Below are 23,216 nucleotides of genomic sequence, written 5' to 3' on the forward strand. Positions count from 1 at the left end.
AAGCTAACTATGACAGATATTATAATATCCAATGAAGGGACAGAGCAGCTGCCGCTGCGTCGCTTCACTGAAGAAGCCTACCTGAACTATTCGATGTACGTCATTATGGACCGTGCTCTGCCTTTTATCGGCGACGGTTTAAAACCAGTACAACGCCGTATTATTTATGCGATGTCAGAGCTGGGTTTATCGCATCTGGCAAAGTACAAAAAATCTGCCCGTACTGTCGGTGATGTGTTAGGTAAGTTTCATCCTCATGGAGATAGCGCCTGTTACGAAGCTATGGTACTGATGGCTCAGCCCTTTTCTTATCGTTACCCGCTCGTCGATGGTCAGGGCAACTGGGGTGCGCCGGACGATCCAAAGTCTTTCGCTGCGATGCGTTATACCGAAGCCAAATTGTCCCGTTTCAGCGAAGTGTTATTAAACGAGCTTGGGCAGGGTACTGTGGACTGGGTGCCGAACTTTGACGGCACTATGGACGAACCCCGCACTTTACCTTCGCGTTTACCGCATATTTTGCTCAACGGCGTGACGGGTATAGCTGTAGGTATGGCGACAGATATTCCGCCGCACAACGCTCGTGAAGTGGCCAATGCCACCGCCTATTTGCTGGACAACCCTAAAGCCACAGTGCCTGATTTGATGCAGTATATTCAGGGGCCGGATTATCCAACCGACGCTGAAATTATTAGTCCGGCGCATGAACTGCAGGCTATGTACGAAACAGGCCGCGGCAGTATCAAGATGCGTGGTTTGTATCAGCTGGAAGATGGCGACATTATTATCACAGCTCTGCCGCACCAAACCTCGGGTGCCAAAGTGCTGGAACAGATAGCTGCTCAGATGAACGCAAAAAAACTGCCTATGGTCAGTGATTTGCGTGATGAGTCCGACCATGAAAACCCGACCCGTATTGTGATAGTGCCGCGTTCCAACCGTATAGACGTTGAACAGCTGATGGCACATTTGTTTGCCACTACGGATCTGGAAAAAAGCTATCGGGTCAATTTAAACATTCTGGGTCTGGACCAAAGACCCCGGGTGAAAAACTTAGTGGAAGTCTTGTCGGAATGGCTGGTGTTCCGCCGTGATACAGTGCGTCGTCGTCTGCAATTCCGTTTAGATAAAGTGCTGGACAGATTGCATGTCTTAGAAGGTTTGTTGATCGCCTTTTTAAACATAGACGAAGTGATCAAAATCATCCGAGAGAACGATCAGCCAAAACCTGTGTTGATGTCGCACTTTGGCATTTCTGAACGTCAGGCTGAAGCTATTCTGGAATTAAAGTTACGTCATTTAGCCAAGCTTGAAGAGATGAAAATCCGCGGCGAACAGGCCGAGCTGGAAAAAGAGCGTGATTACTTAGAAGGTATTTTAGGGTCAGAGAAAAAGCTGACCAAACTGATTCGTGAAGAGTTGCTGGCGGATGCAGAAAAATATGGCGATAACCGCAGAAGCCCGATAGTGCAGCGTGAAGAAGCCAAAGCCTTAAGCGAAAAAGAACTACTGCCAAGCGAAGCAGTGACTGTTGTGTTGTCAGAAAAAGGCTGGGTGCGCTGTGCCAAAGGTCATGATGTCGACGGCAACAGCCTGCAATACAAAGCAGGGGATGGTTTTAAAGCGGCTGCTATGGGCCGCAGTAACAGATACGCTGCCTTTATCGACTCATCGGGGCGCAGCTTTGCGGCGGAGGCTCATGATTTACCTTCAGCCCGTGGTCAGGGTGAGCCGCTGACCGGCCGTTTTACTCTCGTGGCAGGGGAGACCTTTGAGCATGTACTGATGGCGGAAGACAGTCAGAAGTTATTGCTGGCCAGTGATGCTGGTTATGGTTTTGTTGGCACTTTTGCCGATTTAGTCAGCCGTAATAAAGCCGGTAAAGCGGTATTAAGCTTACCGACTGGCGCTAAAGTATTACCACCTGTGCCTATTAAAAATCCGGAAACAGATTTAGTGGTCGCCATCAGTACTGAAGGTCGTATGCTGGTGTTCCCTGTGGCTGATTTACCGCAGTTGAGTAAAGGTAAAGGCAATAAGATATTGTCTATCCCTTCAGCCCGTGCCGCCAGCCGTGAAGAGTATCTGAAACTATTAACCGTAGTGCCTGCTGCCACAGCTGTGACCTTAGTGGCGGGTAAACGCAAAATGACCATCAAGGTGGATGATTTAGCCCATTACATAGGGGAACGTGGCCGTCGTGGTAACAAGCTGCCTCGTGGTTTGCAGCGTATAGACGAGCTGCTGACCGGTGAAGTGGCTGGAGATACTGCGGAATAGATGTTGTTGCTTTGCGGGCGACCATAAAGGTCGCCCCTACGGTATTTAGGGTTGCTCATTGCAGGGGCGGGGTTTATCCCTGCCCTTGTACTGCAGCGTCAGATGCAACTTATTATTTCCCCTAAGTAATTGAGGTTGCAGCGAGGCGACAAGTCAGCACGACCCCAGAAGCATAGTTTACTATGTGACTGGGGCGGGATGGCGCAGTCAACAAAGCTGCAGCGTCAAGTACGACGGGGAAACAGATCAAACCAGACTTATGATGCCAAACCGTTATACTCAGGCCCTTGTAAAATACAGGGGCCCTTTTGTGTTAGCCATTATTCGTCTGGTGCTGGTCACCATCTTTATTATAATCAGTGCCTTAGTGGGTTTGCTGATCTGTCTGGTGCGTCCTTTTTATGTCCCGAATGTCGCCTTGTTTTCCAGCTGGTATGGCTGGTCGGCCTGGATCTTTGGTTTAAAAGTGGAAGTTCGCCAGTCTGCTGAAGTGACGGCAGCTATGCCCTGTGTATTTTTAGCCAACCATCAGAATAACTACGATTTATTCACCATCAGCAAAGCCTTGTTGCCAGGTACTGTCACCATAGGTAAAAAAAGTCTGAAATGGATCCCGTTTTTTGGTCAGCTGTATTGGCTCAGTGGCAACATACTAATCGACAGAGCCAACAAATCAAAAGCTGTAGGCACTATGCAAGGCGCAGTCGACCGTATAGTGCAGGACAAAGTATCGGTGTGGGTGTTTCCAGAGGGCACCCGCAGTTATGGTCGTGGTTTATTGCCTTTTAAAACTGGCGCTTTTCATATAGCTCAGCAAGCCAAAGTGCCGCTGGTGCCCATCTGCATGAGTAACACCGGCAAAGTACGGTTAAACAAGTGGAATAATGGCAGAGTCATTATTGAAATCATGCCACCTATTTATCCTGAAGCAGGAACTCCGGCCCGTGAACTGGCTGAAACAATACGGCAACAGATGGCAGATAAGATTAAGCTGCTTGATAGCGAAGTGGCAACCGACTACACTGCCGACTCATTGACTGTCACGGGGTAATATCATGGAAAACTGGCAAGAATTTACTGAAGACACCATAGCTGCATTGATGGAAGATGGCAGCGATCCGGATGCGGAATACACCATCGAACACCATTTTTACCATGAAGATTTTGCCCGCTTAGAAAAACTGGCTGTGGAAGTCTTTAAATTAGGTTACGAAGTAACAGACGCCGAAGAAGTTGAATTTGAAGAAGGCGGCACAGCCTGGGTATTCGACGCTATTCGTGAACAGTCGCTGGATGGCGCCAGCATCACAGCAGATGCGATTAAACTGGAAGCCTTAGCGCAGAAGTTTGGTGTCGAATACGATGGCTGGGGCACCTATTTTGAAGGTGGTGAAGACGAAGACGGCGACTTCGAGGATGACGAAGACGACGGCGACGAAGCTCCACGTCATTAAGTAAAACCTGCTTTTACCTATTCAGATCTCTAATCTGTTGGGATCAAACAAAAAGGCCAGAGCTACCACTCTGGCCTTTTTCTATTACAGTCTCATATTTCTTTTTCGTATAATCTTGCTACTTTAAAGTATTTTAAGTTATTAGTTGGCTCTGCTTTAATGCTTAAAGACATACAGATGTCCTTAAGGAGAACATAGATGGCGGCAAAAGAACTATCTGCAGATTTGCTGAACCAATTGCTCGATAAACTGGAAAAACTGGTGGGTCGGGTTGAGTTTGGCTCTATTGAACTGGTGTTTCATCAAGGTAAATTAGTGCAGCTGGAAAAAAACGAAAAACTACGACTGGATAAACCTTAGTCTCAAAGGTTCAGACTGTTTCCCTCAGTGAACCTGCCCGTCGTACTTGAAGCTGCTGCTGTGTTGACCATGCTCTATCACCCCAATCACATAGGCCACTATGTTCATGGGGATTCTTTCACTGGTCGCCTTGCCGCAACTGCAATTACTTAGGGAACCAATTTTTTCACCTGCTTCTGCGCACCGGACCACCGGATCTGAAGTGATGTTGAGCCACTAATACAAAAACTGTGCTGGCTACAACCTGAACTCAGAGCCTAACTATGAGCATCCGCATAGATCAGATCAATAAAAAATTTGGCGACTTTGTTGCCGTCGATCATGTCAGTTTATCCATTCAGACTGGCGAATTAACCGCCTTACTTGGCCCTTCAGGTTCAGGCAAAACCAGCTTATTGCGTATTATCGCTGGCTTAGAACAAGCCGACAGTGGCAGTATCCATTTTGATGATCTGGATATCAGCGCCCGCCATGTTTCAGAACGTGGTGTAGGTTTTGTGTTTCAGCACTATGCGCTGTTTAAGCATATGACCGTCTATGAAAACGTCGCTTTTGGTTTAACAGTCAAACCCAAAAAGCATCGTCCTTCACCGGAGCTTATCCGCAAAAAAGTGCAGCATTTACTAGAGCTGGTGCAACTGGACTGGACGGCCGACCGCTATCCGTCACAGCTATCCGGTGGTCAGCGTCAACGTATTGCCTTAGCCCGGGCTTTGGCCGTAGAGCCTAAAGTACTGCTGCTGGATGAACCCTTTGGTGCGCTGGATGCCAAGGTCAGAGCTGAATTGCGTCGCTGGCTGCGACGACTACACGATGAAATTCATGTCACTAGTGTGTTTGTCACCCACGATCAGGAAGAAGCGCTTGAAGTGGCAGACAAAATAGTGGTGATGAACAAAGGCCGGATTGAGCAGCAAGGCTCACCCGAGCAAGTGTACGACAACCCGGCCAATCCTTTTGTCTATGAGTTTTTAGGCAATGTAAACCTGTTCCATGCCCGGGTGAAACAAGGCAAAGCCGACATTGGCCAGTTCTCTGTAGCATCGCCGGAATTTACCAACGAACAGGAAGAAAGTGGTTTTGCTTATGTACGGCCGCATGAAATTGATCTGTTGCTCAAACCTACGGACGAGGCTTTGGAAGCTAAAGTCGACCTCATTACCACAGTAGGGCCTAATGTCCGGTTGGAGCTACTAGCCAAAGATAGCCAGCAACTTATTCATGTCGAGCTGGCGCGCGATCGTTTTAAACAACTGGGTTTATCATTGGGCCAACAAGCCTGGGTGAAGCCCCGTTATACCAAGGTTTTTTTGGGTGAGGGTATTTAATATTGTCAGTATGCGCTAATGCACAGTGAATAAAAAAGGCAGCTTCAGCTGCCTTTTTCGATGGAATCACTTTAGAAGCGATAACTCAGATCGGCGTAATAAGAGCCGCCGTTAAAGCCAAAAGGTGCATTGGTATTAGGGTAGATAAAGATGCCATTGAAGCTGTTGATCTCTGGTTGTTTATCCGGATAGGTATCAAACAGGTTGTTGGCACCAAAACCAAAACGTAACAGGTCTGTCAGCTCATAGTGGAAACTGATATCCACTGTGGTTTTACCGCTATAAGTTTTATCGCCTGTGGCATAACCAATAGTGTAAGGACCAAAGTAGTTGAACCTCAAATTAGTTTGTAGCTGTTTGTAATCCTGCGTCAGGCTCCAAACCGCGCCTTTGTGCGGGTTAGCTTTGGTTAAACGTACCTGTTCCACCCGGTCAAACAGCTTACTCTGAAGACCATCCAGTAAAGCAGGCACACGAATGGCGTCTATATCCGTATCGTTGTATTGCGCACTGAATGAGGTTTTCCATTCACCCCACAAACCAGCATCCCACTGATAAGCCACTACAGCTTCCAGGCCCTGAGTGGTGGTATCTACTGCGTTGGTAAAGAAACGAACAGAGTTTGCACCTGAATCACCCAAGATATCAGCTAAAGCAGTACTGTCGGCACGGCTGACGCTGCCTGTCAGGATCACACGATCGTCCAGCTCAATACGGTAGCCATCCAGCGTGAAGCTAAAGCCGTCATCGCCCTGAAAGGTGATACCGCCACTGAAACTTAACGCCGACTCCGCTTTTAAATCACCCTGGCCAATAGCTCGGGTGACCGCAGATATATTGTTAAAAGTACCGGACTCCGTGGGGGTCAGTACACCAGTTTGTGGATCGGCCACGAAAAGTGTCGACAAGTTAGAAAAATACAGTTGCTGCACGCTAGGAGCACGGAATGCATCGTTTGCGGTAGCACGGATAGCCCATTTCTCAGTCAACTGATAACGGCCAGACAGTTTCCAGCTGGTGTCACTGCCAAAGTCGGAATAATCTTCCTGACGCAAAGCAGCACCCCAGGTAAAGTCGTCGGTTAAAGCGTTTTCAAGTTCCAGATAAAGCGCAGTATTGTGGCGTGATTCGTCAACTTCTGACTCTGGTGTAAAACCACCAAAACCCTGAATGCCTCCGGCTTTATTCTGATAACCATAATTGCGCCATGACAACTGTTCGCCAGCGTTGATCTGATAACTGTTGTGACGACGGCTTAAGCCTGTTGAAACCACCAGTTCTGAGTCGTTGACAAAGCTGTATCTTTTACTGGCATCCAGATTAAAGTTTTGCTCAGCATTGACCAGCTCACCGGCATACGCGCTGGTTGGGCTGTTGGGGCCAAAAGATGCATTCAGCGAATTATTGACATAGTATTTGAAGCTGCTTTCGCCTGTGCCTGCTGAAAAATCCAGACGCCAATCGGCCACATCAAATTTGACACCTGCCGTTAAGGAGTAATCACCTGATTCCGGTGCTATTTCCGGCAGATAACCGTCAGGATAAATTTCCGGGATGTTACGGGCGTCTTTTGCTATCCGGTAGAATGCACCTGAAGCTGATTCTCTGTGGCTGGCTCCACCAAAGGCGTACCATTCTGTGCTGCCATACTCGTAGCCTGCATTAACAAACACAGCTTGTTGTTTAAAAGCTGCATCTCCTACTTTGTGACTTAAGCGGTTAAAACTGGCTTCGCGCGGGTCCGGAGCTCCATTGACCGGGTTGTATTGCTGACGTGGGTCTAAACCCGCTCTGTTGGTACCATTTTTGTGTTGCTGTTCAACACTGAAGTTTACAAAACCTGTATCGGCAAAACGAAAGCCTGAATTGATAGCGGCTTTGTAGTATTCACCATCGCCTTCATAGGTTTGTCCGCCACTGGCTGTAACTTCACCTGAGCCAGCCTGATCTTTCAGTACTATGTTAATTACACCTGCAATAGCATCTGAGCCGTATTGAGCCGCGGCACCATCACGCAGCACTTCAATACGTTTAATAGCTGAGACTGGGATTGCATTCAAATCGACGTTGGAACTACCGCGGCCCATAGTACCGTTCAGGTGCACCAAAGCTGTGCCATGGCGTCTTTTCCCATTCACCAGTACCAAAGTATGGTCGGGCGACAAACCTCTTAAGCTGGCTGGTTTTACTGCATCAGAGCCGTCTGTAATAGAAGATGTTGGGAAGTTAAAGCTGGGTACCAGCATTTGCAGAGCTTTGGCAGTTTCCAGTGCGCCTGTGCTGGCTAACTGAGCTTCGTCAATAATATCGACAGGAGCGCTGGTTTCTGTGGCGGATCGCACAGATAAACGGCTGCCGATCACGGAAATTTTTTCTACATCGGCCTGCGTCTGTTGCGCCAAAGCGTTATTGCTATAGGCACTGCTGAGCAGCGCCAAAGTGATAGCGGATGCCAGTGGAGTTTTTATCGTCATGCTAAGTCCTTTCAATGATGTATTACCTTCAGATCATACCGAAACTTTTATGTAAATATTTCAACAAATTGTGATTTGATATTTCAAATAGATATAAAGGTTTTTTGAATAAAAAAGGCCCCGCCAAAAGTTAGCGGGGCTATATTGGGGTAGTCACTGAAGTCGATAAAGACTCTGGACCACAAGCAACAGGACAAGGAATAGGACGTAGCTGGGGTAGCACTTCTTGTGCTCTACGAATTTCGAATCCATTCAAACCAGAGTAGTTGCCACTTCTCGCTGACGGTGAGTTGCGACAACAACTTTAATCTATTAGATCGAAATGTTTGTGTAAACTGTATTTATATTCCAAAATTGAATATAATATTTTGGAGGTGGTAATAACCCTTGCCTTGCTCCTTTTGGTTCTTTCTTAGAACTGAACTGAATTGGCCCACTCCCGTATAGCACTTATACTGGCCGACTCTATTTCTCGGAATTTGTTATGAAAAACATCAATTTAAAATTTGCGCTCTGGCAGCAGGTGTTAGTTGCCATGGCGCTGGGTGTGATCGCGGGTTTAGTCTTAGGTACTGACGCGTTGCTATTAAAGCCGTTAGGAACCGCCTATATCAATGCGATTAAAATGTTAGTGATCCCGCTGGTGTTTTTTAGTTTGATTTTAAGTATTACCTCACTGGGGCAAGGCAAAGGCTTAGGTCGTATCGCCAGTAAAACTGTGGGGTTATTTTTACTGACAGCTTTGATTGCCAGCCTGATAGGTCTTGGTGTCGGCACCGCCTTTCAGTTTGAAACAGGCCAGAACTTAGTGGCAACACAAGTGACTGAAAAAGTCATACCTCCTGTCAGTCAGGTGTTGGTGGATTTAATTCCGGCCAATCCAATAGCAGCTATGGCGCAGGGCCAGGTTTTACCTGTGATGTTATTTGCGATTTTACTTGGACTGGCACTGCGAAATATAGGCGAAAAAGGCACAGCTATGCTGGCATTGGTGCGCTCTGGTGCTGATATGATGTTTGAAGTCACCCGGCTGGTGCTGCTGTTTACTCCTGTGGGTGTTTTTGGTTTGATCGCCTGGGTGGTTGGTACTTATGGTCCGGAAATGCTGCTGCCGTTGGGTAAGTTTATTTTGGCTATTTATGTGGGCTGTTTGCTGCATATCAGCCTGACTTATGGTGGTTTTGTGCACTTTTTCAGCTCAATGAAAGTCACTGACTATTTCAAAGCTATTTTCCCCGTGCAGCTGGTCGCTCTTAGTACCTGCTCCAGTTATGCCTCGTTACCAGCCAGTTACAAAGCTGTGACTGAGGATCTGAAAGTATCTAAAGATTACGCAGGTTTTGTTTTGCCCTTAGGCTCCACCATTAATATGGATGGTTGTGGTGGTATTTATCCGGCAATAGCCGCTATCTTTATAGCGAACTTATATGGCATTGAGCTGCAATTTATTGATTATCTGCTGATCGTCGGTACTGCCACTTTGGCTTCATTAGGTACAGCCGGTGTGCCCGGTACGGCACTGGTAATGCTGACTGTGACTTTATCCGTAGTAGGTTTACCACTGGAAGGTATTGCCTTTATCGCTGCCATCGACCGTATTGTCGATATGATCAGAACCACCACTAACGTCACAGGTGACACTATGGTGGCTTTAGTGATCGCTGAGCAGGAAGGCTTGCTGAGCGAATCAAGGGCCGGGGATCAGCTAAAAGATGACACTGTATTTACCAAAGTTTTGACAGAAACTCCAGTTAGCTGCGACATTCGCAGCTAACCCCATCAGGTAAAGGTTAATGCGGTTGACCAGCGGCTAAATCTTTAGCCGCTTTGTATTCCAGCAAAGATTTCAGCAGCAGTGTGACTAAAGCCAATAAAGCCAATAAAGACGATACGGCAAAAGCGGCAGCAAACTGGTATTCGTTGTACAAAATTTCAATATGCAAAGGCATGGTATTGGTTTGCTCACGGATTTTGCCTGACACCACACTGACAGCACCAAACTCACCCATAGCGCGGGCATTGGCTAAAATCACGCCGTATAACAAGGCCCATTTCACTGAAGGTAAAGTAACCCGGAAAAAGGTTTGCCAGCCGTTGGCTCCTAAAGTTAAAGCGGCTTCTTCCTGCTCTTTGCCCTGCTCTTGCATCAGTGGAATAAGCTCACGGGCGACAAAAGGAAAGGTGATAAAAATAGTCGCCAGCACTATGCCGGGGACGGCAAACATAATACGTACCTCATGGTCCATCAGCCAGTCGCCTAAATAACCCCGGGCGCCAAAAATCAGCATCAGGCTTAACCCCACAATCACAGGCGAAACGGCTATTGGCAGGTCTATCAGGGTGATCAGCAGCTGGCGGCCTTTAAACTGAAACTTGGCGATTGCCCAGCTGGCGGCCAGACCAAAAATCACGTTGCAGGGTACAGCAATAGCAGCCGCTATCAGTGTGAGTTTTATTGCATGTAAAGCCGCAGGTTCACTGATGGAAGCCCAATACAGCTCAGCACCACGGGCAAAAGCTTCGCTAAACACAATAATAAGCGGCAGCACCAGAAACAAAGCTAAAAATAACAATGCTATGCAGGTCAGCAGCAGGCGAACCCATAGAGGTTCAGTGGTTGCTTTACGTAAAGTTGCAGCTGCCGGATGAGGTGAATGAAGTGGGGTACTGCTCATGCTTTAGCTCCATGTCTGTTATTGCTCCAGTGTTGGAGCAGGTTAATCAGCAGCAATAAAATAAAGGAAATCAATAACATCACAGAGCCCAAAGCGGCAGCACCGGCATAATCAAATTGCTCTAAACGGGTCATGATGAGCAGTGGCGTAATTTCAGTTTTCATCGGCATATTGCCGCTGATAAAGACCACAGAACCGTATTCACCTACAGCGCGGGCGAAAGCCAATGCAAAACCTGTAAGTAAAGAGGGCAACAAGGCTGGGAATAAAATGCGGCAAAAGGTTTGTAAGCGGTTCGCACCTAAACTGGCGGCTGCTTCTTCAATCTCTTTTTCCAGATCTTCGAGCACAGGCTGCACTGTGCGCACTACAAAAGGCAGGCCGATAAAAATCAACGCTAAAGTCACACCTAAAGGGCTGTAAGCGGCTTTAATGCCTAAAGCACTTAAGTGCTGACCAATCCAGCCATTGGGGGCATAAATGGCTGTCAGCGCTATGCCTGCTACTGCTGTGGGTAAAGCGAAGGGCAAATCGACTAAAGCGTCTATCACTTTTTTGCCAAAGAAGTTGTAGCGCACTAACACCCAGGCGACGATCAAACCAAACACCAGATTGACAGCTGCTGCAATAAAAGAGGCGCCAAAGGTCAGTTGATAACTGGCGATAGCTCTGTCGCTGGCCACTACTTTCCAAAATTCAGCCCAACGTAACGTCAGGCTATGACCCAATAAAGCAGCTAAAGGCAGTAGCACTATTAAGCTTAAATAAAAGGTGGCAAAGCCCAGAGATAAGCCAAAGCCGGGTAATACTGTGGGCTTTAGCCAGGATGATTTGGTCACTAGAAGGATCCTCCTTTGTGGTTATCCGCTTCTGGCTGTATTTATGCTGAAGCGAGACGGGCTGGGATAAACCCAGCCCCTACAGTGTCGCGACCCTGCAACTGCATATCGTCGCTTTCTAATTCGTTGTGTTGGCTAGTTATAAATTTGATCAAAAACGCCGCCATCACCAAAGTGTTCTGGTTGGGCTTTTTGCCAGCCACCAAAGTCGGCAATGGTCACCAGCTTCAGTTGTGGGAACTGTGTGCTGTACTCTGCTGCCACTTCTTTATCACGGGGTCTGTAGTAATGTTTGGCGGCCAGTTGTTGGCCTTCTTTGCTGTACAGGTACTGCAGGTAGGCAGTCGCCACTTCGGTGGTGCCTTTGGCTTCGGTGTTTTTATCTACTACGGCAACAGAGGGCTCAGCCAGAATAGACAAAGACGGCACTACTATTTCAATTTTGTCTTTGCCTAATTCATTGACTGCTAAAAAGGCTTCGTTTTCCCAGGCCAATAACACATCACCTATACCACGCTGCACAAAAGTGGTGGTTGAACCCCGGGCGCCAGAGTCCAGTACAGGCACGTTTTTAAACAGCTTGCCCACGAAGTCTTTGGCTGCATCATCGGAGCCGTATTTCTGCTCGGCATAAGCCCAGGCCGCTAAATAGTTCCAGCGGGCACCGCCTGAGGTTTTTGGATTCGGAGTGATCACTTCCACCCCTTCTTTCACCAGGTCGTCCCAGTCTTTGATATTTTTTGGATTACCTTTACGCACCAGAAATACTATGGTGGAGGTGTAAGGGGCGCTGCTGTCGGCTAAGCGACTTTCCCAGTTTTCCGGCAGTAACTTGCCAATTTTTGCTAGTGGGTCGATATCGCCGGACAACGCTAAAGTCACTACGTCTGCCCTTAAGCCATCAATGACAGAACGTGACTGGCTGCCGGAGCCACCATGTGATTGTTCAATTTTGACGTTATCACCAGTTTTTTGCTGCCAGTAAGCCGAGAAGGCTTTGTTGTAATCACGGTATAACTCACGGGTTGGGTCGTACGACACATTGAGTAAGGTAATATCTTTGGCCATTAAGCCTGAACTTAAGGTCAGTACAGTAGCGGCCAGCACTAATTTACTTTTGATGCTTTGCATAAAATTTTCCTGTTCAAGTAGTTTTTAGAATCTGAAATCCAGACCTAGAGCCAAAGTGCTGTCTTTAGGTTTTACCGTGCCAATCAGACTGTCCCCTTCGGTTTCTAACTGGGCGTAGTAGCTGTAAAGCCGTGCTGCGTCACTTAATTTGTAATCCACACCCAGGGCCAGAGCTGTCACATCTACATCGCCGTAGCTGCTGTTGGCTGGTGTTGAAGTTGAACTGCCGTATTGAGCTTTGGCTGTCCATGGGCCTGCGACTTTCCAGGCCGCGTTCAGCACATAACCATCCTGTTCAATAAAGGCATTGCCTGAAGCGCCATCCCATTCGCTGATAGGATTGAGGCCGTTTTGTGCGCCAGAACTGGATACTGAAGAGCCAACGAAGGTAGAGAAGGGGCCAATACGGTCTGTGTCTTTATGGGCTTCAGCGGTTTGGTAGATAGCCCCTAATTTCACCGGGCCAACAGCTACTTCGCCTAAAACCCGGATGGCATCAGTGGTCGCCACATTGTTGTCGATGGCAACACCGACAAACCATTTGGATTTACCGTAAGTTAAAGCGCTGGAATAACCGCTGGCTAAATCACTGTCATCCTGGGGATTGTTGGCGTTGACTGCTATACCTGTTTCTTCGCTTTGTACTGCTGCAAAACTGAATTCAAAACCTTCAAGGAAAATAGGCGAGTTGTATTGGATGACGTTATCGGCGCGGTTTTCGCCGACCAGATAACTGCCAATATCGGCCAAAGCGGCATCGTTAAAACGGTCGATGTCGCCCCGTACGACTGTATTGGTTTGCAGGGTTTTCAGTGGCGTATCGTTTTTGCCGATAAGCAGCGTACCCCATTGACCTTGCAAGCCAGCGTAGATATTGCGCTGAGTCAGCTCACGGCCATTGGCGTTGGTGCCGTTGTCTGTGTCTATACCGTATTCCACCAGGTAAATAATCTTCAGATCGGCAGACACGTCTAAATCACCACGAATACCAAAACGCGAGGCATTGCTTTCGACAGAAGTATTGTCCAGCTCATCGGCTATGCTGGTTGCACCACTATGCTGATAGCTAACAGGGTTAGTGGCTGGTGTGGTTTGAGCAAAATTTAACTTTTCGAAATTATACTGCTGAGCGCTGACATTAATTTTGCCGTAAATGGTCGGGAAACCGGCCTGGCTGGGTAAGCTGACCAACAAAGCTGCACTCAGGCTGGCCAGTTGAAAGCTTTTATAAAAACGGGTGGGACGGGTTCTGGCTTTACTGTGTAAACCATAATATTGAGTGTACTGAGCTGACATAACATTCTCCGCAAGTTTTTTAAAACTTCCGGCGTTCCGGTCAGTCTGTTTTTTTTGTTTTTGTGTTCCTGGATGTTTTTATTTTTTACGAAGCGTTAGTTGTGGAGGCTTCGGGTCCTACGACTGTAATTGCTTTCAGCTTTAGCCGTCTGGACGCTTGAGATGAATGTAGAGGATATTTATATTCTTAAAAAGAACGAAATTCGTATTTGATAGTTTAGAAAGGAATAAAAAATGAAATTGGGGTCAGATCACATTGTTAACTGTTAACAATGTGATCTGACCCCATTTTTAGAGCTTCGCCAGAGCCTGAGCTAAGTCGGCAATTAAATCATCGGCATCTTCCACGCCTATACTCAGGCGCACCAGATTTTCGGTAACACCGGCTCTTTGTCTGTCTTCTGCGGTCATAGCCGCATGAGTAGTGCTGGCTGGATGACAAGCTAAGCTTTCCACATCACCTAAGCTTACGGCTTGAGCGAAGAGTTGCAGCTGATTTAAAAATACTGCAGCTTTGGCAAAACCACCTTCGATATCCACAGCCACCATGCCACCAAAACCAGTGGCTGTGTCTGCTACAGCCTGATGCCCCGGATGACTGGCATGACCCGGATAATACACCTTGGCCACTTTAGGATGAGCCGCTAAAAAGTCAGCCACTTTGCGGGCGTTTTCGATATGAGCATCCATCCGCAAAGTCAGAGTTTTTACGCCACGTTGCAGTAAATAAGCTTCCTGCGGGCCTATAGGCGAGCCTATATGCTTCAGTGCCACTGTGCGGATTTTCTGCATCAGCTCACTGCGTCCTGCCACTATGCCAGCAATAATATCACCGTGGCCAGATAGGTACTTAGTACCGCTGTGCATCACAATATCAGCACCTATTTCCAGCGGGCGGAATAAATAAGGCGTTAAAAAGGTATTGTCACAAATCACCAAAGCGCCGACTTTACGGGCCGCTTCCACCACAATACGGCTGTCTATCACTTTTAAGGTGGGGTTGGTAATAGGTTCAAATAACACCACTTTGGTATTGGGTTTCACCCGTTCGGCAAAGTCTTTATCGCTGCTGTAACGGCTTAAGGTCACACCAGCGCGGGTTAAGGTATTCCGTAAAAAGGCGTCAGTACCGCCGTAGACCGGGTCGATAAAAGCCACTTCATCACCTGCATTAGTCAGCGCATACATAATGGCGCTAACAGCCGCCATACCGCTGGCCACGACTAAAGCTTCATCAGCCCCTTCCAGCGCTGCTAATTTCTGCTCTAAAGCTGAGGTTGTAGGGTTGGCAAAACGACTGTAGATATAACCCGGATTCTGGCCGGAAAAACGCGCCTGACCTTCTTCGGCTGTACCATAACTAAAGGTACTGGTGAAATACACCGGAGTGGCTAAAGCGCCGGTACTAGGGTCGGGTTGTTGCCCGGCATGAATACTTAGAGTACGGAATTTCATAATAAACCTTGGTTATATTTTTTATTTATGTTTAGTTGTGCTGAGCTTAAACAGCTTTTGCTAACACTGCGTAATGAGCCGCAGCTACATCACGATGCGAACGTAACCGTCCTTTTAGCACATTCTGGCCGACCTGATAAAACAATGGGTTAGTTGGATCGCTGGCCGGACCTTTAGCTTCGTCAGCTAAATGAGACGGTAACTGCAATAAAGGCACGGTCGCATCCAGTTGAGCTGCCATAAAAAAGGCACAGGAGTAACGCTCTACACCGGAATTCGGGCTAACAACACGGTGTAAAGTCGCTTTTAAATAGCCATTGGACGCCAGTTCCAGCAGCTCTCCAATATTGACGACAAAAGCGCCTGGCAGTGGGGCTACGCTGACCCAACCTTGTTCAGTTTCCACTTCTAAACCGGATTGGTCGTCTTGCACCACCAAGGTCAGGTAACCCGGATCTTTATGGGCGCCCACACCTTGTTTGCTGTTTGACGCTTTGGCATCCACGCCTGGATAACGAATAAGTTTCATATGCTGATAAGGACCAGCTTTGATAGTGTCATCTAAGGCATCAGCAGGTTGTTGCAAGGCCAGCATTAAAGCGCGCATTAATTTTACTGTGGTATCTGACAAGGACTGTTGCCAGTTCAGCAGTTCAGTTTTCATCTGTGGTAAAGCCGTTGGCCATTGGTTAGGACCAATCAAACCTTGCCAGGCCGGGCTGATATCCGTCTGTGCCGGGACTTCTTCTTCCCGCATCACATCAAACTGCTCGCGGATATCCGGCTGACCACGGGTGAGCTCACCACCTAAACCTGTGTAACCACGAAAATGCGGAGAGTGAATCATCTGCACTTGCTGTTTATCGGTCAGTGGCAATGCAAAAAACTGTTTGGTCAGCGCTAAAATCTGTTGTTGTTTCTGCTGCGTCTGGCCATGACCTGTCAGGTAAAAGAAACCCACATCACGGGCTGCAACACGCAATTGTTGAATAAAAGACTGTTGCTCAACGGCTGTGCCATCCATCAGGCTCAGATCCAGCACAGGTAAAGCCCTGCTGGCCTCTGGTGTAGCGTTGCCGGATAAAAACTCTTGTGTTGAATGAAGCATAAAAACCTCGTTGTGCTTAGGGTTCTGTATCACAGAGCTGTGGCCCTGGCAGAAAGTGAGCGCATTCTAGGCCTGAGTAGACAGTTAAATAACTAATGGATTGGTCTTGTATAGATGAATTAGAAATAACCGGATGTCTGGATAGTTAGCGGTCTTTAAGCATAAAAGTCTTACTATCTAAAACTTTATGGAATAAAAGAATGGCCAGTTATGCTTTTCAAGCCAGTCTTTCGCTAACTCGCTTATTTCTAACACTATTTCGTAAAAAATGGATAGGACGCATAAATCTGTGCGTTTTTATGGATTAAAAGCCTGAGCGTTTCTATATCGCTAAAAGTTATAACCAAGATAAATTTGGCCTGTAGCTTTATCGTTGTTGCTGAATAGAAAAAGGCACCCGAAGGTGCCTTGCGTATGGAACTACTGACACTTAAGCAATCAGGATAAAGCCTACAAAAGCTAAACTGGCCGCAATTAAGCAATAAGGTAGCTGTGTTATAGCGTGTGAGACCAGATGACAACCTGACCCCTGAGCTGCTAATACAGTAGAGTCACTGTAGAAACAGGCTTGACTGCCAAAAGAGCTGGCTGATAACAAGGCGCCAATCACTAATGGAATATCCGCTTCTACCGCATAAGCTAAAGGCATCACGATAGGAATGGATACCGCAAAAATACCCCAGGATGAACCCGTAGCAAAGGACAACACGGCCATAGCTAAAAATACGATAGCAGGCAGCATCTGCGCTGTCATATAAGGCGTCAGGTTTTCAATCACATACTGAGGCAGCAATAACTTATCGCAGACATCTTTAAAAATAAAAGCAGCGATCACAGTACAGATGGCTGGCAACATAGTTTTAAAGCCATTCATCATCACTTCCATCATCTCACCCAACGGCATCAGACGCTGGTAGCTATAAAAGGCAATGGTCAGTACTAGAGTGACCAACAAGCCTTTGAGTACATCGATATCAAAGTAGATGGTAAAACCAATCAGCATCAGCATAGGTACGATAAAGTTACGTAGCTTGCCGTGTTTATTACTCTCTTCAAACTCCTGTTCCATCGAATGCACAGCATACTGATCACCAGCTGGAACTGTCTGGCCTTGTACATGGTGATGACTGGCACTGGCTTGTGCACCTACATCAGGCAAAACATCCAAAGGAGTACCATTTTGTGCAGCCAGTTCAGCTTTTTTCATTGGACCTAGCGCAGGCATAATTTTTAGTGTGACTAACAGCACAATGGATACTGCCAGCCAAGGGTAGAGCATATAAGGAATAGCCTGCATGTAGACGTCTATTCCTTGTCCTGCTTCTGCTACTTTATTGTTTTCCAGTAAGCCACCAAAAAAGATAGCCCAGGTCGAAATAGGGATAATGACGCAAATAGGCGCTGCGGTAGAGTCCACTATATAAGCCAGCATTTGACGGGAAATTTTATATTTATCCGTCACGCGTTTCATCGCCTCACCCACGCTTAAAGCGTTCAGGTAGTCGTCGATAAAAATAATGCAGCCTAAGACAAAGGTCATGAACATGGATGATTTGGGCCCTGTCGCCAGCTTAGAGGCTGAACGGCCAAAAGCCACAGCGCCTCCTGTATGGATCAACAAGCCAATCAGGGAGCCAAAACCACCACAGACCAGAATCAACCAGCCAATGGTTTCATCCTGCATTACGCTGGTCGAGATTTCAGCAAAGGTATTCAGTAACTCAAAAGGTTGAGTTGGAAACAGCATCAGCAAACCTGCAACTGCGCCCACAACCAGCGACAAAATAGGCCGCTTCAGCCAGATGGCAACGGCCATCACAACAACTGGTGGGATCAAACTAATGGCACTTGGTGAATCCATTTAAGGGTTCCTTCACAAAGCCTGGCAACGCCAGAAAAATAAAAGCCAACCGCAGCATGAACTGCATACGGAGTGTTTGGGGTTTTAGCTGCCAGAGCCCGGGACTGAATCGCACTGCTTATGCTGCAGGTTTGCCAGATCAGGGTAAACAACAAGATGAATTTACACGGGTTAAATTCAGGCGCGCAATAATAACAAAAAAAATACTTTGCACAATCTCCCGTCGTACTTGAAGCTGCAGTGTTGTTGGCTTCGTTCGCTCTCCCTAGTCACCTAGACAACTATGCTCTTGGTGTTCAGTCGCTTGCCGCCGAGCTGCAACTCTAATTACTTAGGGAATATATGAGAGTATCTAAAGAACTGTGGAATTGAGAGGAAAGTGTTGGGGAAAACTCACTGCCGCGCTCTGCGGCAGTGAGTAAAGAATTACTTAGCGTTGTTGATCAGCTCTAACTTAGCTAATACATCAGCATTAAAGCTCAACTGCACTGACTTTTGTGCAGCATCCTGAGTTTTTACTAATTCAGTTAATGTAGGGTAGCTGGCGGACAATGCAGTTACGTCGTATAACCACAGAGTCTGACCGTCTTTTTCTGTTTTGCTGGCTGGCTCACCCAGTTTTTCAGCAATAGCAGCCTGAGTAGATGTGCCTTCAGTTAAACCTAAAGCTGTGCGTACTGAGGTATTTAAAGCTGCGGTTTTAGCGCTGTCTTTGGTTTCTTTCAGCATGCTGCCGGCGCCGTCTTTGACTGCATTTAACCAATCCGCCTGAGCTGGAACTGCTGTCACTACTAAGGCAACGAATAAGGCGCTTAACTTTAATTTCATGATGTCTCTTCCATTTGAGAATGAATCAGGGAACCTGCAACTGCTTGTTGCAGGCGGCGCGGATGGTATAGCAGATTGCGCTGTAGTCCAAGTTCTTTACCGGAAATTTACAAAAATTTGCGATAAGCCTGCTCGTAAAGCGTTAAGCTGGATAAAGAGTGAATACAGGCCTTCATCCTTGTTTTGCAAAGCATAGTGTAAAGACCAGAGTCTGGAGTGCGAAATGACCTGAGTTTGGTTTACATCAAAGAACTTTGCCAGAAAGATGAGTACAGTGGTGTTGTGCTACAGAATACTCTGAGCTTTCAGATATCAGATGGAACATAACAGCTAAGGTGAAATGGAGTATGACTGCAATACAAACCAAAGTACTGCTGGCAGCAGGGGCTGTCAGTGCAGCTCTGTTGTTGTATTACCTGAATTTTTCAGGCGCACAAACGGACAATCTGCTGAAAAGTAATGGCCGGATAGAGGCCACTGAAATTGCAGTCGCCAGCAAAACTGCAGGACGGATCAAAGAGTTACTGGTAGACGAAGGTGATTTTGTTGAAGCAGGTCAATTGGTTGCAACAGTGGAATCCGAATCTTTGGTGGCGCAGTTGCATCAGGCGGAAGCTCAGCTGCGTCAGGCGCAAAGTGCCACTGTGACTGCCGATAGTCAGTTGTTACAACGTAAAAGTGAAAAAGCTGCGCTGGAAGCGCTATTAATTCAGCGTAATGCTGAGCTGGTTGCCGCCAGAAGCCGAGCCAGTCGCACAGGTACTCTGGCTGAGACGGGGTCTGTATCAAAGCAGTTAGCAGAAGATAACGATACCTTAGTCACCAGCGCAAAAACCGCAGTCAGTTCAGCCAAAGCACAAATAGAAGCAGCGTTAGCTGGTATTGCAGCAGCCGAAGCACAAGTAAACTCTGCCGCCTCAGCCGTAGATGCGGCAAAAGCTACAGTCGCCCGGGTGCAGTCTGAGCTGAGTGATAACCAGCTTAAAGCGCCCAGAGCCGGACGTATTCAGTACCGCATTGCCCAAACTGGTGAAATTGTTGCAGCAGGTGGCAAAGTGTTAAGTCTGATTGATGTGACAGACGTACACATGACCTTTTTTCTGCCCTCTGTTTTGGCTGGCCGTATTGAAGTAGGTAGTGAAGTCAGGGTGGTGCTGGATGCTGTGCCCAATCTGTCTATACCGGCGGAAGTGTCTTATGTGGCTGACGTAGCGCAGTTCACGCCTAAAACGGTCGAAACCGCTAATGAACGTGAAAAGCTGATGTTCAGGGTCAAAGCTAAAATTAATCCGCAGTTGCTGCTCAAGCATAAAACCAAAGTAAAAACAGGCTTGCCCGGTGTAGCTTATCTGCGCTTGGATAGTTCCCAGCCTTGGCCTGCTTCCATACCCGAACTGGTGCAGTAATGACAACTCTGGTTGCACAGCTGCAGCAGGTGCAGCTTAGCTACGGTACAACCAAAGCGCTGGACAGTATTTCACTGGATATTCCTGCCGGAGTGATGGTGGGCTTAATTGGCCCTGACGGGGTGGGGAAATCCAGCTTATTGGCTTTGTTATCCGGTGCCCGCGCTATTCAGCAAGGCAAAGTGCAGGTGTTGGGTGGTGATATGGCAAGCAGCGAGCATCGCGATGCAGTGTGCGCCGATATTGCTTATATGCCGCAGGGGCTGGGGAAGAATCTTTATCTGACGTTGTCGGTGGAAGAGAATCTGCAGTTTTTCGCTCGTTTATTTGGCCACAATGCCAAAGAGCGTCGCCGCCGTATCGACGAGCTGACCAAAGCCACAGGTTTGTATCCATTTTTGCAGCGCCCGGCTGGTAAGCTGTCCGGCGGTATGAAACAAAAATTGGGTTTGTGCTGTGCGTTAATTCACGATCCGAAGTTGCTGATCCTGGATGAACCTACCACTGGCGTTGATCCGCTGGCGCGCAGTCAGTTCTGGCACTTGATCCGCAGGATCAGGCAAAACTCGCCAGATATGAGCGTTATAGTCTCTACTGCGTATATGGACGAGGCCGAAGGCTTTGACTGGTTGATTGCGATGAACTCGGGCCAAGTACTGGCGACGGGCAGTCCGGCCGAATTGCATCAACACACCCTCACTCAACATCTGGAAGCCGCTTTTATTCAGTTATTACCTGAGTCGGCAAAACAAGGATACCAGCCTGTAGTGGTGCCGCCTTTAGTCAGCGGCGACAACAGCATTGCTATTGAGGCCGAAGGTTTAAGCATGGTCTTCGGCGATTTTAAAGCCGTCGATAACGTCAGTTTTCAGATCAAAAAAGGCGAGATTTTTGGTTTTCTCGGCTCCAATGGTTGCGGTAAATCCACCACGATGAAAATGCTGACAGGCTTATTGCCTGCTACTTCAGGCCGGGCTTTGTTGTTTGGCCAGAACTTAAACCCGGACGATATTTCCACTCGCAAAAGAGTGGGGTATATGTCACAGGCTTTCTCTTTGTATTCTGAATTGACAGTACTGCAAAATCTGGAGTTACATGCCAGATTATTTCATGTACCAGCAGCACAGGTAAGCGACCGGGTCGCAGCAATGTTACAGCGGTTTGGCTTACAACAGGTATCCGCTTTATTGCCAGAGCATTTGCCTTTGGGGATGCGCCAGCGTTTGTCTTTGGCTGTGGCTATGGTGCATCAACCTGAGCTGCTGATCCTGGATGAACCGACATCAGGTGTTGACCCTATAGCTCGTGATTACTTCTGGCAACTGATGATTGATTTGGCGCGCCAGGATCAGGTCACCATTTTTATCTCCACTCACTTTATGAACGAAGCTGAACGCTGTGACCGCATATCCCTGATGCATGCAGGCAAAGTGCTGGTCAGTGACACACCAGCGCAGATTATGGCGAATCAGCAGTCTGACACGCTGGAGCAGGCTTTTATTCGTTATCTCGAACAGGCCGGTGCCAGAGACAACAGCACGGATACAGAGATTAGCTTAGCCTCAGCCAGTACAGCTGAGCCTGTTAAAAAAGCGTTCAGTTGGCAGCGACTCTGGAGTTTTACCCAGCGCGAAACTCTGGAGCTGCGTCGTGATCCTATCCGCTCTGCATTGGCGCTGCTGGGTAGTCTGGTACTGATGTTGTTTATCGGCTACGGCATTACCATGGACGTAGAAGATTTAACTTTTGCAGTGCTGGATCAAGACCAGTCTGTTTTGAGCCAAAACTATGTGCTGAACTTATCAGGTTCGCGCTATTTTGTTGAAAAGCCGCCACTCAATAGCCAGCACGAGATTGATCAGCGGATGCGCAGCGGTGACATTAGTCTGGCGATCGAAATTCCGCCCGGTTTTGGCCGTGATTTGTCGCGTGGTCAGCAGGTAGCTGTAGCCGCCTGGGTCGATGGATCTATGCCAAACCGGGCTGAAACTATTAAAGGTTATGTGCAGGGTATGCATTTGCATTGGTTGAGGTTACAGGCGACTGAAGCACTGGGCACAGATGCCAGCAGTCTGAGCTCAGCTATTGAAACCCGTTTTCGTTACAACCCCGATGTAAAAAGTCTGGTGGCTATGGTGCCAGCAGTGATCCCTATGTTGCTACTGATGATCCCGGCGGTGCTGACGGCTTTATCCGTGGTGCGGGAAAAAGAGTTAGGCTCCATTATTAATCTGTACGTCACACCTGTTAGTCGGCTGGAGTTTTTACTGGGTAAACAATTGCCCTATATAGCTCTGGCTTTCGTCAACTTTTTACTGATGTTAGTCACAGCTATCACTTTATTTAAAGTGCCGCTGACCGGCAGTTTTTGGGCTTTAAGTCTAAGCGCTTTGGTCTTTGTGCTGTTTTCTACTGGTTTTGGTTTATTTGCCTCTACCTTCACCAAAAGCCAGATAGCCGCTATTTTAGCCTCGGTGCTTGGCACTATTATTCCGGCTGTACAGTTTGCCGGTATGATCACCCCGGTGTCGGCTTTAGAAGGTGCGGGTCGTCTGATTGGTGAAGTGCATCCGGCCAGTTTTTTTCTGACCATCAGCAGAGGTGTATTCAGTAAAGCCTTGCAGTTGAGTGATATTTATCCTGCTCTGTTACAAATGACGCTTGCTGTACCTGTGATTATTCTGGCCTCCGTCTTGTTATTGAAGAAACAGGAGCGCTGAG

The 23,216-nt window shown here is 47.6% G+C and carries 17 protein-coding genes; 8 read left to right on the forward strand and 9 right to left on the reverse strand.

Translation table 11 applies throughout. From position 1 onward, the window contains the following. The first annotated feature begins 9 nt into the window (after positions 1–9). From parC to IEW88_RS09125, 5 genes are all read left to right on the forward strand, one after another. Entirely contained in the window at positions 10–2,280 is a 2,271-nt protein-coding gene (gene parC, locus IEW88_RS09105; protein ID WP_147903944.1) for a DNA topoisomerase IV subunit A, read from the forward strand. Between the two features lie 310 nt (positions 2,281–2,590). Further along, on the forward strand, positions 2,591–3,331 hold the full coding sequence (locus IEW88_RS09110; RefSeq protein ID WP_053424404.1) for a 1-acylglycerol-3-phosphate O-acyltransferase: 741 nt from the start codon (positions 2,591–2,593) through the stop codon (positions 3,329–3,331). Between the two features lie 4 nt (positions 3,332–3,335). After that, a complete protein-coding gene (rraB, locus tag IEW88_RS09115) occupies positions 3,336–3,734 on the forward strand; it encodes a ribonuclease E inhibitor RraB (protein WP_053424260.1) in 399 nt (132 codons plus the stop codon). 198 nt (positions 3,735–3,932) lie between these two features. After that, positions 3,933–4,094, forward strand: a complete 162-nt coding sequence (locus tag IEW88_RS09120) for a YezD family protein (RefSeq protein ID WP_082335728.1) — start codon at positions 3,933–3,935, stop codon at positions 4,092–4,094. Between the two features lie 263 nt (positions 4,095–4,357). Next, positions 4,358–5,422: a sulfate/molybdate ABC transporter ATP-binding protein gene (locus IEW88_RS09125; RefSeq protein WP_147903945.1), complete on the forward strand. Its 1,065-nt coding sequence runs from the start codon at positions 4,358–4,360 to the stop codon at positions 5,420–5,422. Between the two features lie 71 nt (positions 5,423–5,493). Here the strand turns inward: IEW88_RS09125 and IEW88_RS09130 are convergent, their stop codons facing one another. After that, positions 5,494–7,896, reverse strand: coding sequence for a TonB-dependent receptor plug domain-containing protein (locus tag IEW88_RS09130; RefSeq protein ID WP_221411399.1), 2,403 nt, complete (start codon positions 7,894–7,896; stop codon positions 5,494–5,496). Positions 7,897–8,380: 484 nt separating this feature from the next. Between IEW88_RS09130 and IEW88_RS09135 the strand changes: the two genes are divergently transcribed. Next, positions 8,381–9,670 (forward strand): dicarboxylate/amino acid:cation symporter, encoded by a 1,290-nt coding sequence (locus tag IEW88_RS09135; RefSeq protein ID WP_147903946.1) that lies wholly within the window; start codon positions 8,381–8,383, stop codon positions 9,668–9,670. A gap of 16 nt (positions 9,671–9,686) precedes the next feature. Here IEW88_RS09135 and cysW read toward each other — a convergent pair whose 3' ends face one another. The 8 genes from cysW to IEW88_RS09175 all read right to left on the reverse strand — a co-directional run bounded on the left by cysW (position 9,687) and on the right by IEW88_RS09175 (position 19,089). Beyond that, positions 9,687–10,571: a sulfate ABC transporter permease subunit CysW gene (gene cysW / locus IEW88_RS09140; protein WP_147903947.1), complete on the reverse strand. Its 885-nt coding sequence runs from the start codon at positions 10,569–10,571 to the stop codon at positions 9,687–9,689. After that, on the reverse strand, positions 10,568–11,410 hold the full coding sequence (cysT, locus tag IEW88_RS09145) for a sulfate ABC transporter permease subunit CysT (RefSeq protein ID WP_147903948.1): 843 nt from the start codon (positions 11,408–11,410) through the stop codon (positions 10,568–10,570). The genes cysW and cysT overlap by 4 nt, the downstream gene beginning before the upstream one ends. Before the next feature lie 135 nt (positions 11,411–11,545). After that, on the reverse strand, positions 11,546–12,541 hold the full coding sequence (locus IEW88_RS09150) for a sulfate ABC transporter substrate-binding protein (RefSeq protein WP_147903949.1): 996 nt from the start codon (positions 12,539–12,541) through the stop codon (positions 11,546–11,548). 24 nt (positions 12,542–12,565) lie between these two features. Further along, a complete protein-coding gene (locus IEW88_RS09155) occupies positions 12,566–13,837 on the reverse strand; it encodes a porin (RefSeq protein WP_147903950.1) in 1,272 nt (423 codons plus the stop codon). A gap of 291 nt (positions 13,838–14,128) precedes the next feature. Next, positions 14,129–15,292 carry a trans-sulfuration enzyme family protein gene (locus tag IEW88_RS09160; RefSeq protein ID WP_053424264.1) on the reverse strand — a complete coding sequence of 388 codons (1,164 nt, stop codon included), beginning with the start codon at positions 15,290–15,292 and terminating at the stop codon, positions 14,129–14,131. 46 nt (positions 15,293–15,338) lie between these two features. Then, on the reverse strand, positions 15,339–16,400 hold the full coding sequence (locus IEW88_RS09165) for an isopenicillin N synthase family dioxygenase (protein ID WP_147903951.1): 1,062 nt from the start codon (positions 16,398–16,400) through the stop codon (positions 15,339–15,341). A gap of 430 nt (positions 16,401–16,830) precedes the next feature. Next, positions 16,831–18,261 (reverse strand): Na+/H+ antiporter NhaC family protein, encoded by a 1,431-nt coding sequence (locus tag IEW88_RS09170; protein WP_147903952.1) that lies wholly within the window; start codon positions 18,259–18,261, stop codon positions 16,831–16,833. A 426-nt stretch (positions 18,262–18,687) separates the two neighbouring features. Beyond that, positions 18,688–19,089 carry a hypothetical protein gene (locus tag IEW88_RS09175; RefSeq protein ID WP_147903953.1) on the reverse strand — a complete coding sequence of 134 codons (402 nt, stop codon included), beginning with the start codon at positions 19,087–19,089 and terminating at the stop codon, positions 18,688–18,690. A 347-nt stretch (positions 19,090–19,436) separates the two neighbouring features. Between IEW88_RS09175 and IEW88_RS09180 the strand changes: the two genes are divergently transcribed. Next, positions 19,437–20,495 carry an HlyD family secretion protein gene (locus IEW88_RS09180; protein WP_147903954.1) on the forward strand — a complete coding sequence of 353 codons (1,059 nt, stop codon included), beginning with the start codon at positions 19,437–19,439 and terminating at the stop codon, positions 20,493–20,495. Beyond that, positions 20,495–23,215 (forward strand): ribosome-associated ATPase/putative transporter RbbA, encoded by a 2,721-nt coding sequence (gene rbbA, locus IEW88_RS09185; RefSeq protein WP_147903955.1) that lies wholly within the window; start codon positions 20,495–20,497, stop codon positions 23,213–23,215. The genes IEW88_RS09180 and rbbA overlap by 1 nt, the downstream gene beginning before the upstream one ends. The last annotated feature ends 1 nt before the right edge of the window (position 23,216 follow it).

The sequence above is a fragment of the Rheinheimera tangshanensis genome (genome assembly GCF_014645135.1).
GTDB classification, from domain to species: domain Bacteria; phylum Pseudomonadota; class Gammaproteobacteria; order Enterobacterales; family Alteromonadaceae; genus Pararheinheimera; species Pararheinheimera tangshanensis.